The 14,685-nt window shown below is 73.0% G+C and carries 12 protein-coding genes; 2 read left to right on the top strand and 10 right to left on the bottom strand.

Features of this window, described 5'->3' with window-relative positions:
- Nucleotides 1-11 precede the first annotated feature (11 nt).
- The 10 genes from WMF26_RS26235 to WMF26_RS26190 form a co-directional block, all read right to left on the bottom strand.
- Nucleotides 12-434: an SCP-2 sterol transfer family protein gene (locus WMF26_RS26235; RefSeq protein WP_437932975.1), complete on the bottom strand. Its 423-nt coding sequence runs from the start codon at nucleotides 432-434 to the stop codon at nucleotides 12-14.
- Nucleotides 424-1,491, bottom strand: a complete 1,068-nt coding sequence (locus tag WMF26_RS26230; protein WP_437994902.1) for a hypothetical protein — start codon at nucleotides 1,489-1,491, stop codon at nucleotides 424-426. The genes WMF26_RS26235 and WMF26_RS26230 overlap by 11 nt, the downstream gene beginning before the upstream one ends.
- Nucleotides 1,488-1,787 (bottom strand): hypothetical protein, encoded by a 300-nt coding sequence (locus tag WMF26_RS26225; RefSeq protein ID WP_437994901.1) that lies wholly within the window; start codon nucleotides 1,785-1,787, stop codon nucleotides 1,488-1,490. Before WMF26_RS26225 ends, WMF26_RS26230 begins: the two co-directional genes overlap by 4 nt.
- Nucleotides 1,777-2,169 (bottom strand): hypothetical protein, encoded by a 393-nt coding sequence (locus tag WMF26_RS26220; RefSeq protein ID WP_437994900.1) that lies wholly within the window; start codon nucleotides 2,167-2,169, stop codon nucleotides 1,777-1,779. Before WMF26_RS26220 ends, WMF26_RS26225 begins: the two co-directional genes overlap by 11 nt.
- Nucleotides 2,166-2,891 (bottom strand): hypothetical protein, encoded by a 726-nt coding sequence (locus tag WMF26_RS26215; RefSeq protein ID WP_437994899.1) that lies wholly within the window; start codon nucleotides 2,889-2,891, stop codon nucleotides 2,166-2,168. Before WMF26_RS26215 ends, WMF26_RS26220 begins: the two co-directional genes overlap by 4 nt.
- A gap of 17 nt (nucleotides 2,892-2,908) precedes the next feature.
- Nucleotides 2,909-4,207: a polyprenyl synthetase family protein gene (locus WMF26_RS26210; protein WP_437994898.1), complete on the bottom strand. Its 1,299-nt coding sequence runs from the start codon at nucleotides 4,205-4,207 to the stop codon at nucleotides 2,909-2,911.
- Nucleotides 4,208-4,856: 649 nt separating this feature from the next.
- Nucleotides 4,857-5,666 (bottom strand): lysophospholipid acyltransferase family protein, encoded by an 810-nt coding sequence (locus tag WMF26_RS26205; protein WP_437994897.1) that lies wholly within the window; start codon nucleotides 5,664-5,666, stop codon nucleotides 4,857-4,859.
- Nucleotides 5,663-9,421, bottom strand: coding sequence for a serine/threonine-protein kinase (locus WMF26_RS26200; RefSeq protein ID WP_437994896.1), 3,759 nt, complete (start codon nucleotides 9,419-9,421; stop codon nucleotides 5,663-5,665). Before WMF26_RS26200 ends, WMF26_RS26205 begins: the two co-directional genes overlap by 4 nt.
- A gap of 378 nt (nucleotides 9,422-9,799) precedes the next feature.
- Complete coding sequence (locus WMF26_RS26195; RefSeq protein ID WP_437994895.1) at nucleotides 9,800-11,068, bottom strand: hypothetical protein; 1,269 nt, start codon at nucleotides 11,066-11,068, stop codon at nucleotides 9,800-9,802.
- Between the two features lie 284 nt (nucleotides 11,069-11,352).
- Nucleotides 11,353-11,685, bottom strand: a complete 333-nt coding sequence (locus WMF26_RS26190; protein ID WP_437994894.1) for a DUF433 domain-containing protein — start codon at nucleotides 11,683-11,685, stop codon at nucleotides 11,353-11,355.
- A 332-nt stretch (nucleotides 11,686-12,017) separates the two neighbouring features.
- On the opposite strand from WMF26_RS26190, the gene zwf reads away from it, so the two are divergent.
- Both zwf and WMF26_RS26180 read left to right on the top strand, forming a co-directional pair.
- Nucleotides 12,018-13,595 carry a glucose-6-phosphate dehydrogenase gene (gene zwf, locus WMF26_RS26185; RefSeq protein ID WP_437994893.1) on the top strand — a complete coding sequence of 526 codons (1,578 nt, stop codon included), beginning with the start codon at nucleotides 12,018-12,020 and terminating at the stop codon, nucleotides 13,593-13,595.
- Nucleotides 13,592-14,668 (top strand): glucose-6-phosphate dehydrogenase assembly protein OpcA, encoded by a 1,077-nt coding sequence (locus WMF26_RS26180; protein WP_437322373.1) that lies wholly within the window; start codon nucleotides 13,592-13,594, stop codon nucleotides 14,666-14,668. The genes zwf and WMF26_RS26180 overlap by 4 nt, the downstream gene beginning before the upstream one ends.
- Nucleotides 14,669-14,685: the final 17 nt, after the last annotated feature.

Raw genomic sequence — 14,685 nt, 5'->3', positions numbered from 1 at the left:
CGCCTCGATCGTCATTGTTTTCGGGCTGATGCATCGATCCTGAACTCCTTCAGAAGCCACGGAAACGACGGGCTCCGGACCGCCCCGCCGAGGTAGATCATCAAGCCATCATGAAACGCGAGCAGATCGTCCACGCTCCCCCGCAGCGACACCGCGTCGCTCACGACCGCGTCGAGGAGCGTCGAGCGCGCGTCGATGAGGTCCAGGATGGCCCGGCGCGTCGTGCGGCACTCCACCGCCGGGGCGCGCGCCGCGCCCTCGACCCGCACCGCGCCGCGCGCGCACGCCACGCCCACGCGCTCGCCGTCGACCTCGATCAGCACCTCCCGCGGCGCGAGGGCGCGGCTCATCGCCTCGTACGCCCACGGCAGCTCGCGTTCGATCAGATCGAGCGAGCGGGCCAGGAACGACGCGAACGTGCCGTCATGCGCCAAGGAACTCGAAGATCGCACGTCCCTCCATGGACACGGTCTCGCCGCGCACCAGGCCCGATAGCCGCACGGCGCCGCTGACCTCGTTGATGATGGTGACCCCGAGATCCTGATCGTTGGGAATGATGACCTGCGCGCAGTCGCTGGACTCGAACACGCACTCCATCCAGTCGCCGTCGGCCTCGCCCTGGATGTGCAGGCGGCGCGGGACGTCGGGCAACAGATCGGGCGAGAGCAGCGCCATCACCCGCGGGAGCTTGAGGATACGCGCGGGGCGGAGGTGGCCCTCGTGCCGGATCTCGAGATCTTGGGCGCGGAGCACGCGGTGCTGGCGCGCGCCCTTCCACAGGAAGAGCGCCTGCGTGAACGCGCGGGTGTGCGCGCGATCGGACAGCCGGGCGAAGACCAGGCTCCAGGGGCACTCGGGCTCATGAGGCAGGCCGAAGCCCCACTCCCAGGCGAAATCGCGACCCCACGAGAAATGCCCCCAGTTGTGGTCATGATAGGCCGGCGCGCCCTCGAGCCGCGTTTGCCTGCCGGCCACCGTGACCGTGCCGCTCGCGAAGAGGCGCGGGACGACGAGCCAGTTGATCGGCGGGCCAGGATCGAGCTGGACGTTGTTGGCCAAGGAGGGCATCGACGCCGGGCGCAGCCGGAGATCCACGGCGATGGGCCGCTCTCGGAGCGCCGCCGAGATGTGGTATTCGCCGTCCCGGAAGACCACGGTGCTCTGCCCGAAGGCCGCGTCGATGTGGCCGGCGCGCACGGCGACGTCCGCGGGCGCATAGAGGTCCACGTCCCCGTCCCAGCCGTCGCCTCGGACCAGCACCGTCACCCGCGCGAGCTCCGCGGAGGGCGCGGCGCCGGTCCGGACGTCGTCGCAGAGACTGAAGTTGACGAGCACGTCGATCTGCGGGCCGTAGACGCAAAAGTGCAGCCATTCCTTGTGACCGCCAGGCCCGCCCACCGACGCGGGCGAGCGGCGGAGGTAGTCAGCGCGGAGCAGCGCCTGGCGGACCACCCCCGCCTCGACGGGTCGGGCCACGTCGAACAGGCTCATCGCAGGAGCCCTCGCAACGTCGCCCTGGGCGCCGGCCCGGGCGCCGCGCGCGGCCCTCGCTTCGCGGCGCGGAGCGCGTGATGGACGCTCTCGCGAAAGCTGATGAGGCCGAGGACGAAATCGAGCAAGCGCTCGTCTCCCGGTTCCGGCAGCCGCGGGGCCCCGGGCGAGCTCGACGGGCGCCGGCCATGACGCGCGAGCACGCCGTCGAGCCGCCGCGAGGCGGAGACCAGCCCGAGCGCGAGGTGCAGGAACGCGTTGCGCTCGTCGAACTCTTCTCCATGCTCATCGAGCATCGTCGCGCTCCCACGCCGACTCGAAGAGCCGAGACAGCAGCGGCTCGAGGGCATCGACGCCGGCGGTGTGGACGATGGCGTCGAGCAGCTTGGAGGGCAGCATGGTGTCGGCGTCCTCCTCGAGCAGGTTCAGCGTGCCGACCTCCCACACCACGCGGCCGCGGCGTATCAGCTCCGAGCCCGAGAGCTCCTCTCGCCACCGTTGCCCCTCTGGCGTCTGCGCGAACGCGCGGCCCTCCGCCGCGAAGGCCCTGAACAGCGCCTGCGCCGCCGCTGGATACCGGAGCAGCAGCTGCTGCGCTGTCCGGAGCACGACGGCCAGCTCGTCTTCCGGGTCGTGGAGCACCACGCGCGGGGCAGGGACGTCGTCCGGGGCGCTCATCGGGCGCCGCCCTCGGGGCCGGCTTCGTGAGCCACGTCGACGCGGACGGCGAGCGTTTGCCGCGCTCGACCCGACATGAGGATCTCCACGCTGCCACGATACCGGTGGCCGGGCTTGTAATGGCTCCTGTCCAGCGTGAGCACCAGCTTCACCGGCAGCTCCTGATCGGGCCCGAGATCGAGCGCGCACCCTGGCTCGAACCTCGCGCGGGGGACGAACGGGGGCCGACCGTCGCGGCTCCGCAGCTCGAGGAGGCGCAGCGCGACGCGGACGCTCCTGGCGCTGCGGTTCTCGATCACGAACGCAGCGGAGGCGTCGTGCGCCGCCGCCGCGCTGCTCTCCGCCGGGAGCGCGCCCTTCAGGACCAGGAGCCCTGTGCCGCCGCCGCCGCCGTCGGCGGCGGGCTGGGCCCTCGTGCGCTGGTAGCGCCGAAACAGGAAGTCCGCGTGCCTGCGCTGGAGCTTGAGCGCCTCGTCCAGCATGCGGAGCTGGAGCCTCGCCAAATCGAAGAAGAAGCTGCTGGCGGTGGCGTCGTCGTCGATGGTTACGCTGGGGGCCTCCTCGTCGGGCGCGCCCCGGCGCGGGCGTCGCTCCGTCTCCTCTCTCTGCGCTTGCTTGGCGCGGTGAATCCCCGCGAGGGCCTCCACGACGCCGCCGATCAGGATCCGGCTCGAGTCATCCAGGCCGCCGCGTGTCGCCTTGCCGTGGCGTCTCTCTCCCATTCACCTAGCTCCGATCTTCACCGATCACGTTGAGTGACGTAGCTGACGAGGCCTTCCAGGAAGCTCCGATGAACGGAGGGCCGGAGCCACGCGCCGATGGCCGCGAGCGCCGACGCCGCCTCGCGCGCCCTGTCGAGGGCCACCCTCCTCGCATGCTCCACGCTGCGGTGCCGCCGGATGAGGTCGAGGAGAAACGCCACGTCGTCGGCCGTCTTCTCCGTGCGCGTCAAGGACGCGCGAAGCCCGTCGACCGACGTGCGCAGGCGCCCCTCCGCCGCAGGCGACAGCTCGCCACGCGCGGCGAGCTCCGTCAGCGCCGCGTCCATGCGGCCGAGCTCCTCGGCGGCGTGCGACGCGCTCCGCCTGGGCCTCGGCTTGCGAAGAATGGAGCGCGCTCGCTCGCGTTCGTCGGGCATCGCCGATCGCAGCGCGTGAAGGAGGATGAGCGTGTGCTTGCCCTCCCACAGGTCACCGCCGATCTCCTTTCCGTAGCGCACCTCCTCGGCATCGAGGTTGAGCACGTCGTCGTGGATCTGGAACGCCACGCCGAGCACCTTCGCGAAACGAGCGAGCTCGTCGATCTGGCCCGGCTCGGCGCCAGCGATCACCGCGCCGATCGTCATCGGCGTCACGAAGCTGTAGTAGCTCGTTTTCTTCGCGACCATGCCCTCGTAATCGTCATCGAGCTGGTCGAAGGTGCACTCGCGCGTCCACATGAGCTCCGTGGCCTGCCCTTCGGACGATTCCCGGGCCATCACCGCCACGGCCTGCAGGATGCGGAGGGCCTTCCCCATCCCGAGGAGGCGCATGTTGTCGAGCAGCGGCGCGAGCGCGAGCGCGAGCATGGCGTCGCCGACGTTCACAGCAATCGGCATGCCCCAGGTCTCGTACAGCGTCGGCTCGTCGCGGCGCTTCTCGGAGCGGTCCTCCACGTCGTCGTGGATCAAAAATGCGTTGTGGTAGAGCTCGAGCACCGCGGCGGACGGCAGCGCCGGCTCGAGGCGCCCGCCGAGGGCGCGGCACGTGGCGATGCAGATCGCCGGCCTCAGCGCCTTGGCCGAGCGCAGCGGGTATTCGAGCATGAGCTCGTAGAGGCTCGACCCGTGAGGTGAGCCGTCGGGAACGATGCGTCGGATCTCCTCGAGGGTGAGCCTGCGACACTCCTCCAGGTAATCCGCGAGCTCGCCTTCGCCGAGCGGCCCCCTGGCCCTGACCGCCTCGTCCGCGCTCGCCGACGGTTGACCGTACGGCGGGACATCCCCTTTCCACGTCGGCGGCGTGCCCTCGCTGACATGGCTCGGGTAAGAGACGCTCATGGTCGGACAACGTACCGGAGCTTGGCCTTGTCGCGCAAGAGAGCCTTCACCGCGCTCCGTTATGGTTACGCATCTTCTGATGCTCGTCTGCGGCCGTCCTTCTCGCTCGGGCTCGCTCGGGCTCGCTCGGGCTCGCTCGGGCTCGCTCGGGCTCGCTCGGGGCGTCCAGGCGCGTGGACACGTGTCCACGAAAGTGGACGCTTAAGAGCGGCGCGATCGGAGCTCTCACCTCCTCGCAAGCTGTGGAGGGCGGCCCCTCGCATGAATGGATAACGCATCGGGATGGCGCGCCTTCGCCGGTCCTCGCCCGCTCGCGCGTTCAGGCTCACATGCCGCGAGCAATTCGAGCAGGCTCACGTCGGCGAGCCATGGATGCGTCGATTCCGGAGGCGCGCCGTCGATGCCTTTCAGCTTTGCAGGAAGGTTTGATGAGCTCGGGGTGCCGATCGCGCTCGTTCGCCCGCTCGACGTCGGTGTGAGCCGCGCGGCGCGACCGTGAACCGTCGGGGAGCTCGCGCGGCTCCGTCGCTGATCCTCCCCGCGCGCTCCTCGTCGCGCCCCGCCGCACGACGACATCCCAGGTGCGGCGTACAGCCCGTGCGCGAGGGCAGCCTGTGCCCAGCTCGGAGGCGTGAGCCTCCCCCCCGGCTCACCCGCTCCCCACCGCGCCCCCCTCCCGGACCGCCTCTGGCAGCGCCGACGCCACCGCGGCCCGGCACGCCTCCATCGAGGCGCGGAGCTCCTCGAGCGACGGCCCGGGCGGATCGAGCGGCGGGTGCACGACGACCCGCACGACGCCGGGCGCGGCGGCGTAGCGGCCCTTCGGCTGGAGCGCGCCCGCGCCCACGAGGGTCACCGGCAGCACGCGCGCGCCCGCCGCCGCGGCGACCCGGAAGGCGCCCGGCCGGAACGGCAAGAGCCGGCCGGTCGCGCTCCGCGTGCCCTCGGGGAAGAACACCGTCGACCACCGCCGCATCAGGTTGCGCTGCGCCGCGCCGAGATCCGCCACGGCGCCGCGGGCCCGCCCCCGGTCGACCGGCGTGTGGCCGTAGAGGCGCATGCCCCAGCCGAGCACCGGCACCCGGAACAGCGCCCGCTTCGCCAGGAAGCGGAACGGCGCGCGCGCCTGCAGCACCACGAGGAGCGCGAGGATGTCGAGCGTGCTCTGGTGGTTCGCCGCGATTACGTAGCGCTCGCCCGGCCGCACGTGCTCGGCCCCCTCGGCCTCGACGCGCACGCCGACGAGCCAGAGCGCCCCGGCCGCCCACACGACCGACAGGCGATCGTGCATCCGCTGCCGCGGATCGAAGGGGAAGCAGAGCAGGCCGACCGGGAGCAGCACGACGAGGAACAGCATCGCCCAGGCGTGGGCGAGCGCCGTGCGCGCGACCTCGATCGGACCGGCCGGCGCCGCGGCGGCGCCCCCCTGCGCCGCGGCGGCGCTCCCCCCGGCCGTCACTTCGCGACCGGCGGGGCCTCCGGCCCGTCGAAGCGCGGGACGAAGCCCTCCACCGAGGCGAGCGTCTCGAGCAACGTCACGTGGCGCAGCCGCGGGATCGCCACGTGCGTCCGCGCGCCGAGGTCGTCCTCCGTGATCGCGAGCGTCGCCGCCGCCGCGAGCTCCGCCACCGTCGCGCCGACGATCTGCGTCGTGCCCAGGCTGCTCGGCGCGGACGACCGGACCTCGCGCGGCGCGTCGGTCGTCCAGTACGCCCGCGGGGGACCCTGGAACGCCGCCTCGACCGGGGGCCGCGGCCAGAACGTCGGCTCGACGAGGCCGAGCTCGTCGACGAGCACCTCGCGCTCGGCGCGGACGTCGCGCGCCTCCGCCTCGTCGCCCAGCGCGTCGAACGCCTCGGCGCAGCGCTCGAGCGCCGTCACGAGCTGCGTCCGGTTGCCCGAGGCGCGGATGAGCTCGAGCGTCTCCCGGCCGTACGCCCGGAGCTCGCCGGCGTCGCCGCCGAGGAGCGCGCACGCGTGCACCCGGCCGACCCGGCCGAGCCCCACGGCGTAGGCGTCGCCCGTACCCGCCGAGCCGATCTCGATCGCCCGGTCGTAGGCGGAGAGCGCCTCGCGGTGCTGGCCCTGCACGAAGAGCACGTCGCCCAGGTACCCCTCGGCCCAGCCGCGCCCCATGCCGATGCCGAGCACGCCGCTCAGGTTGCACGCGTTGGCGATCAGCACCCGCGCCCGCGCCAGGTGGCCCACGTGGAACTGGTGCCGGCCCGCGTACATCGTGCCGACGTACAGGTAGAGCCCGCTCAGGCCGTGCTCCTCGGCGTACGAGAGGAGCTGCGCGGTCGACCGCACCCCGAGATCCCAGTCGAACCGGCCCTCGGCGAGCACCGCGTAGTAGAACCACGTGCCGAGCAGCCGCACGGGGTCGCGCAGGCGCTCGGCCAGGCGCGCGGCGTCGGCGGCGCTCTGCTCGGCCTCGGCGTAGCAGCCCGCCTGGCTCAGGGCGACGCAGAGGATGCCGCGCGAGTGGCACAGCTCGATGTACTCGCCCGCCGCCTCCGCGAGCTCGCAGCCGCGGCGCAGCGGCTCGGTCGCCGGGCCCACCTTGCCCGCCGCGCACAGCGCGCGCCCGAGGATGTTCGCGGGCAGGCACTGGTACGGGCGGAGCTCGGGGCTCGCGCCGATCGCCTGGAGCGCCTTGCGGCTGTGCGCCACGGCGTCGGCGAACTCCCCCCGGACGTAGTGCACGCGCGACAGCGCGCTGGAGAGCGCCGCCGTGACGAGCGGCGTGTCCGGCAGCGCGCCCTGCGTGCGCCGGAGCAGATCCAGCGGCTCCGCCGTGCTGCCGAGCAGGCACGCGACGCGCGCGAGCTCGTGGGCGCAGCGGGCCCGCAGCTCGATGCGCGCCGGGTCGAGCGGCAGCCGCTCGAGCAGCGCGAGCGCCTGCTTGAGCCGGCGGCTCGCGCCGTGCGGGTCCTGCAGGCGGTCGGCCTCGTTCGCCGCGAGCAGGTACGTCTCCGCGGCGCGATCGAGCTCGCCGGCGCGCTCGACGTGGTGCGCGAGCGTCCCCGGATCGCCGCCGCGCAGCTCGATGCGCCGCGCGATGCGCCCGTGGACCTCGCCGCGATCCTCGGGCGGCACGCGGGCGGCGAGCTGCTCGCGCGCCGCGTCGTGCGAGAACGACGTGAGGCCCCCGTCCTCGCTCAGGCAGATGTGGTGCGCGGCGGCGTCGCGCAGGGCGCTGTCGACCGCCGCCGGGCCGAAGAGGCCGAGCTCGACGAGATCGTCGCGCAGGAACTGGCGGCCGATGAGCGCGGCCACGCCGAGGACCTGGACCGTCGTCGGATCGAGCGCCTCGATGCTGCGGGCGAGGACGTCCGAGACCGAGGCGGGCGCGCGGTAGTGCGCGTCGGCGCGGGAGATCTCGAGCGCGCCGCCGCGGCCGCGCTGCAGGAAGCCCTCGGTCTCCATGTTGCGGACGACCTGGATGTTGAAGAGCGGGTTGCCGGCGGCGAGCAGCGGGACGCGGCGGACGAGCTCCTGCACGAGGTCGTCGCTGGCGCCGCGGCCGAGCGCGGAGAGCAGCGCCCGGTTCGCGTCGGGCGGGAGCGGGCCGAGGTCGAGGCGCTCGACGCCCTTCCAGGCGAGCCACCCCGCCGAGCGCGGCGTCATCGGCGACGAGCCGGGCGAGCCGCGCAGCCCGGCCGAGGCCGGCGGCGGCAGCGTCGAGCCGGGCGAGCCGCGCCCGGGGAACGGCGGACGGGCCGTGCCGAGCAGCAGGATCGGCCGCTCGCCGAGCTGGTCCGAGATCCGGAGGAGCACGTCCTGCGTCGCCTCGTCGGCCCAGTGGACGTCCTCGATCGCGAGGACCACGGGGATCTCCTCGGCGATCGCGCCGAGCAGCCGCAGCAGGAGATCGGCGATCCAGCGCGTGCCGCCCGGGCCGATGGCGCCGCCCTGGTCGGCGAGCCCGACGGCGCGCATCAGCTCGGGGACGAGCCCCTGGAGCAAGGCGGCGTCGTCGGCGACCACGAGGCTGACCAGCCGGCGGATGCGCGCCGCGCGGCTGTCATTGTGCCGCTCCAGCCAGAGCGCGATCTGCGTCAGCGCCTCGCGGATCGCGGAGTAGGGGACGAGCCCGGAGAGCTCGCGGCACCGGCCGTAGGCGACGATGGCCGCGCCCGTCTGCTCGACGGTCCGGAGCAGCTCGGCGACGAGGCGGCTCTTGCCGACGCCCGTGTCGCCGACCACCACGGCCGGCCGCGGCTCGCCGCACACCGCGTCCTGGAGGAGCTCGGCGAGCCGGCCGAGCTCCAGCTCGCGGCCCATGAACGGCGCGTCGTCGAGGGCCTCGGGCGGGGCGGCGTCGCGCTCGCGCTCGGCCGCGTCGGCGGCCGGGGGCTGCGAGGTCCCGTGGAGCGTGACGTAGTAGAGCTCCTTGAGCCGCGCGCAGAGCCGGGCCGCGCTCGAGAAGCGGCGCGCGGGGTCGCGCTGCATGAGCTCGTCGACGAGCGCCACCACCGGCGCCGGCGTCTCGGGCGCCACGGTGGAGAGCGGCACGAGGGTGCCGTAGACCTTCTGGTTGATGACGCTGTCGACGGTGCCGTCCGCGAACGGGAGGCGGCCGGCGAGCAGCTCGTAGAGCACGACGCCGACCGCGTAGAGGTCCATCCGGGGGCTCGGGCGCGCGAGCCCGCCCCGCTTCAGGCACTCGGGCGCGAGGTAGGCGATGGTGCCCGCGTTGACGCGGGCGTGCTCGGGCTGAAAGCTCACCGTGAGCGTGGCCAGGCCGAAGTCGAGGATCTTGAGCCGGGGCTCGTACGGATCGGTGAGGACGATGTTGCTCGGCTTGAGGTCGAGGTGCAGCACGTTGAGCGCGTGGCAGTGGGCGAGCGCCTCGGCCACGCGGCGCGCGATGCGCAGGGCCTCGATCGTGTCGAGCGGGCCCATCCGCGCGAGGTACCGGTCGAGCGTCTCGCCCTGCACGAGCTCCATCGCGAGGTAGAGGCCGATCCCGTCGAGGACGCCATACGACGAGAGCTTCACCAGCGACGGATGGCGCAGCCGGAGCAGCGCCTCGATCTCGTTCTGCTGGGCGAAGAGCTGCCCGACGTTCTGGGCGCTCACTTCCTTGAAGATCTTGATGGCGGCGACGTTCCCGGACTCGTCGTGGCCGCGGAACACCGCGCCGAAGCCGCCCTCGCCGAGCGGCTCGTCGATCGTGTACTCGCCGATCCTGGCGCCGCGCTCGATCAAGGGACCGCCGACCATCGTACCTGCCCTTCCGAGTACCCCGTCATCACCCGCAGAACCATCATGATACTCCGGACGCGGCGCCGTGACGGAGCGCAATGGCCACTTTTGCAGCCATCTTGCCATCTTGCCGCCTCGTGGCGCGCCGCGCCTTCACGGCCTGCCGCGTCTTGCCAGGTTCGACAGGAAACGTGCATGTCTCGTTCGGGTGGCGATTCCGGTGCTCGCCCGGACGTCCGCGCCCCGCGCGGCGACAAGGAACGTGAGCCCGCATCCAGAACTGCGCTGTCGGCCTCGGGTCGGGGCCGAAAATGACGACGGCGGCGGCACCCCCGGGAGGGGGTGACCGCCGCCGCGTCCGGACTCAAGCCGTTCCGGGGATCAGGTCCCGCCGCTGGCCGAACCGCTGGCCGAGCCGCTGACGCTGGCGCTGGCCTTGATGTTGACGTCGATCGAGGCCGTCGCGCTGGCCGACGCGTCCACCGCGGCCGCGACGCAGGCGACCGCCTTGCCGCCGGCCTTGAGCGCCGCGTCCTTGACCTCGACGCCCGCCTTGCCGACGCCGGACACGGCCGCCGCCAGCTTCTTGCCGGTCCCGAGCTGGACCTTGGCGATCGCCGGGAGCGACGCGCGGAGCGCCGCGATGAGCTTCTGCGCGTCGGCGTTCACCTTGCCGTTCGCGACGATGCGGACGTTCGGCGCGTCGCACTTCGCCTCGCCGGCGGTCTTCGCAGTGCACTGCACCTGGCAGCTCGGGTCGACGCTCGGGGGCTTGAACTCGCCCGAGCACTTCGGCTCCTTGATCTCCGCGCTGCAGCCGCCCGAGCAGGAGCCCGAGCACTTGGCCGAGCCCTTGATCTCGCAGGAGCCCGAGCAGGAGCCGTCGCAGGTGCCGGTGCAGCTGCCCTCGGCCTTGGCGTCGCACTTGCCCTCGCAGGTGCCCGCGCACGCCGCGCCCTTCGAGTCCTTGCCGTCGCACTTGCCGTCGCACTTGCCGCCGCAGGTGCCCTTGAAGCCGGCTTCGCACTTGCCCGAGCAGCTCGCGTTGCAGGTGCCGGAGCACGCCGCGCCGGCATCGACGGTGCACTTGCCCTTGCACTCGGCGTCGCACTTGCCGCTGATCTCGCCGCCCTCGCAGCTCGCCTCGAGCTTGCCGGGCTGCACCGGCGAGCCGCAGTCGCCGAGGCACTTCTGCATGGCCTCGATGTCGGCGTAGCACTTCGGGGGCTCGATCTGGACCGCGAGCTTCGCCTCGGCGTTCGCCTTCACGGCGGCGTTCACCTTGGCGGAGACCGCGTTGCAGACCTTCTCGGCGCCCTTGCCGCCGCTCGGCTCGGCCTTGAGCTCCGCTTCGCTCATGCCGAGATCCTTGCCGAGCTTGCCGCACGAGGCGATGAGGTCCGCCTCCAGGTCCGCCGTGAGCTTGTCGAGCGAGGCAGCGGCCTCGAGGAAGCCCTTGATCTTGCCCTCGACATCGGCGCCGCCCTCGAACTTGAGGTTGGCGATGCCGCCGTTCTTCAGCTCCTCGCATCCGCCCGCGGCGGACGCCAGGTCACCAGCGGGCCCCGGCAGGCTGTCTGCGCCGGGGATCCCCTTGCCGCCACAGTTCATGAGGAGAGGCGAAGCCAGCCCGAGCAGGGCAACGGGCATCGCAACCAACTTCCATCGATTGACGCTCATCTCAGAAACCCTCCGGCACCTCGACGGGTACCCCATGGGGCGCGGACCCTACACCAACGACCGCGACCTTGAAAGCCAGGACAGCCGCGATCCCGCGCGGCCGTCGCTCGCAACGCCGAGCAGCCCCGCACTCCGGGCCCCAGCAGAGATAGAGCGCCCTATTGCCCTAAGTCACGATGGCTGTAAAGAAACAAGCTGAGCGCGCCGAGCGGGGATGTGCGGCGGAGCGGGGCGCGCCGCGCGCCTCGCCGTGATCACTCGTCGCCTTCGTCGAAGGGGAGGTCGAGCTGCGCGAGCGGGCGCGCGCCGACCGTGGGCCCGCCCTTCTTCTCGAAGAGCGCCTGCTCCCGGGCGATGTCGGCCTCGATGAGGTCTTGGTTGTCGTAGGCGAACGCGAGCGCGTCGAGCACGCGCGCGGGCCCGAGGTTCGGGTACCGCTTGAGCAGCGTCTCGACCGACGCGCCGCCGCGGTGCCACGCCCAGAGCCGCCGCACCGGGACGCGCGAGCCGGCGACGTGCGGGCTGCCGGCGAGCACCTGGCTATCGCACCGCACGTGAGGGTGGGGGACGCGGATTCGCGGGAGCACCGGCGCGGCCATCGCGCGGGGGAGCCTAGTACCGGTCGCGATCGGATGGAAGGGCGCCGCGAGCCGGCGGACACGCTCGGCGCCGCCGCGCGCTCGGCCAGCATGCCGCGCGCTCGGCCAGCACGCCCGCGCTCGGCCAGCACGCCCGCGCTCGGCCAAGCACGCCCGCGCTCGGCCAGCACGCCCGCGCTCGGCCCGCACGCCCGCGCGAAGCCGTCGACGCGGTGGCGGCCGCGCGTCGTTCCGCCTTCCGCCGGCGCGATCGGAGCTACCCTACGCCGCGGAGGCGCGCGGGCATCGTGCCCGTCGTCGCCGATCGGAGCTCATCCACCATGACCCAAGCCGAGAAGAACCCGCTTCGCGAAGGAATGCCCGAGGAGCGAACCGCCTCGCCGGCCGCGCTCGTGATCTTTGGCGCCTCGGGCGACCTGACCCGTCGCAAGCTGCTGCCCGCGGTCTACAACCTGGCGCTCAGCCGCCTGCTGACCGGCGGCTTCGCCGTGGTCGGCGTGGCGCGGCGTCCGAAACCGGATTTCGCCCAGGAGATGCGCGAGGCGGTCGGGAAGTACTCGCGGCGCCCGCTCGAGGAGGCGTCCTGGAGCGAGCTCGAGAAGGGCATCAGCTACGTCCAGGGGTCGTTCGACGAGGCCGAGACGTACACCCGGCTCGCCGCGGAGCTCGAGCGGCTCGACGCCGAGCGCGGCACCCGCAAAAACCGGGTCTTCTACCTGGCCGTCGCGCCCGACCAGTTCGCGCCCATCGTGCGCGGCCTGCGCGCGGCGAACCTCGTCGCGCCGCCGTCGCACGAGAAGGACGCGCCGTTCCAGCACGTCGTCGTCGAGAAGCCGTTCGGCGAGGACCTGGAGAGCGCCCGCGCCCTCAACCGCGATCTGCTCGCCCACCTCGCGGAGTCGCAGATCTACCGGATCGACCACTACCTCGGGAAGGAGACGGTCCAGAACCTCCTCGTCCTCCGGTTCGGCAACACGATCTTCGAGCCGCTCTGGTCGCGCCAGCACGTCGACCACGTGCAGATCACCGTGGCCGAGGAGATCGGCGTCGAGGGCCGCGGCAAGTTCTACGAGAAGGTCGGCATCACCCGGGACATCGTGCAGAACCACGCGCTCCAGCTGCTCACGCTCGTCGCGATGGAGCCGCCGTCGTCGTGGGACGCCGACGCGGTGCGCGACGAGAAGGTGAAGGTGCTGCGGACGCTCCGGCCGATCGAGGGGCCGGACGCGCTTTCGTCGACCGTGCGCGGCCAGTACGCCGCCGGCATCGTGCGCGGCGAGAAGGTGCCCGGCTACACCGAGGAGCCCGACGTGGCGAAGGACTCGATGACCGAGACCTACGTCGCGATGAAGCTCCACCTCGACAGCTGGCGCTGGGGCGGGGTGCCGTTCTACCTGCGCGCCGGCAAGCGGCTGGCGAAGCGGGTGGCCGAGGTGGTGCTGCACTTCAAGCCGCTGCCGCACGGCCTGTTCAAGGGCGCCCCCGGCGCCACCGAGGAGCCGAACGCGCTCGTGATGCGCCTCCAGCCCGACGAGGGCATCTCGCTCCGGTTCGCGGCGAAGATCCCGGGCAGCGGCATCGCGATCCGCGGCGTGACCATGGATTTCCGCTACGGCGCCGCGTTCGGCTCGAGCACGCCCGAGGCGTACGAGCGGCTCCTGCTCGACGCGCTGCGCGGCGACGCCACGCTGTTCACGCGCGCCGACGAGGTCGAGGCGCAGTGGGGCTTCGTCGATCCGATCTTCGAGGGGTGGCGGACGCAGAACGCGCCCATCGCGCGCTACGCCGCGGGCACGTGGGGCCCGCAGGAGGCCGACGCCCTGGTCCAGCCGTCCGAGGGCGCCCGCGGGGCGTGCGGCGAGCGGAAGCCGCCGGAGCGGTCCTGGAGGCGGCCGTGAGCGCCGGGCGCATCGCCGAGGTGATCAAGCGGGTCGAGTCGGAGCTCGCCGAGTTCTGGTCGTCGCCCGACGAGTCGCGGCCGGAGCCGGCCCCGAAGACGCGCGCGTCGACGATGAACTTCGTCGCGGTGGGCAGCCGCGCCGAGGTCGAGCGCCTGAAGGAGCAGGCCGAGGAGCTCGCCGAGACGCACGCGGGCCGGACGCTGCTCATCACGCTCGACGACCGGCTCGATCCGCTGAGCGTGCAGGCCGACTGGTCGGCCACGTGCCGCCGCGCCGGGGAGGTGCCGATCTGCTACGACCGCGTGGAGCTCACGTTCGGGGTGGCCGCCGCCGAGCGCGTCGCGTCGGTGGTGAGCGCGCTGACGATCTCCGACGTGGCGGTGATCGTCGAGCTCGCGCCGGGCGCGCCGAACGTGCTCGGCGACGCGCTCGCGCCGATCTGCGATCGGCTGGTGTTCGACTCGGCCGAGACGTGCATCGAGCGGATCGCGGAGGTGGCGCGCGGGACGAAGGCGCCGCTCGCGGATCGGGCGTTCGTGCGGACGTTCTCGTTCCGCGAGCTCGTGGCGCGGTTCTTCGACGACATGCCCGAGGCGTCGCGCGCGATCCGGCGGGTGGAGATCGCGCGCAGCGCGGGGGCGAAGCCGGATCCGGCGGCGCTGCTCCTCGGGTGGATGGGGTCGCGGCTCGGCTGGACGTTCGAGTCGCGGGGGCCGGCGCAGCCCGCCGGCGCCGGGGTCGTGGGCCGCGCCCGCGCGGCGGACGGCGCGCCGATCGAGATCGCGCTCGTGGACGGGCCGCCGGCCGGGGAGCAGGCGCAGCGCCGGATCGACGGCGTGCGCCTCTTCACGTCGCTGCGCGGCGAGCCGCTCGCGCTCGGGTGCGTGCGGCTCGACAAGGCGCCCGCGACGGCGCGGTGGACGATGGAGGGGGCGCGGTCGGCCGACCACCTGCACCCGCTCGGCTACCGGGACGAGACGTGGGTGCTGACGAAGACGATCGACTCGCTGGAGGGCGATCGTCTGCTGCGCGAGGCGGTGCTCGCCGCCGCCGCGTGGAGCGCGCTCTGACGAGGCCGGGAGGAGGA

It is taken from the genome of Sorangium sp. So ce185 (assembly GCF_051526825.1).
GTDB classification, from domain to species: domain Bacteria; phylum Myxococcota_A; class Polyangia; order Polyangiales; family Polyangiaceae; genus Sorangium; species Sorangium cellulosum_D.
The sequence above is the reverse complement of the archived record's forward strand: the minus strand, read 5'-3'. Positions and strand labels throughout refer to the sequence as shown.

Coding starts and splice junctions, on each gene's coding strand:
- WMF26_RS26230 (WP_437994902.1), bottom strand. CDS start 1,491: ATGAGCCTGTTCGACGTGGCCCGACCCGTCGAGGCGGGGGTGGTCCGC.
- WMF26_RS26225 (WP_437994901.1), bottom strand. CDS start 1,787: ATGCTCGATGAGCATGGAGAAGAGTTCGACGAGCGCAACGCGTTCCTG.
- WMF26_RS26220 (WP_437994900.1), bottom strand. CDS start 2,169: ATGAGCGCCCCGGACGACGTCCCTGCCCCGCGCGTGGTGCTCCACGAC.
- WMF26_RS26215 (WP_437994899.1), bottom strand. CDS start 2,891: ATGGGAGAGAGACGCCACGGCAAGGCGACACGCGGCGGCCTGGATGAC.
- WMF26_RS26195 (WP_437994895.1), bottom strand. CDS start 11,068: ATGCCCGTTGCCCTGCTCGGGCTGGCTTCGCCTCTCCTCATGAACTGT.
- WMF26_RS26210 (WP_437994898.1), bottom strand. CDS start 4,207: ATGAGCGTCTCTTACCCGAGCCATGTCAGCGAGGGCACGCCGCCGACG.
- zwf (WP_437994893.1), top strand. CDS start 12,018: ATGACCCAAGCCGAGAAGAACCCGCTTCGCGAAGGAATGCCCGAGGAG.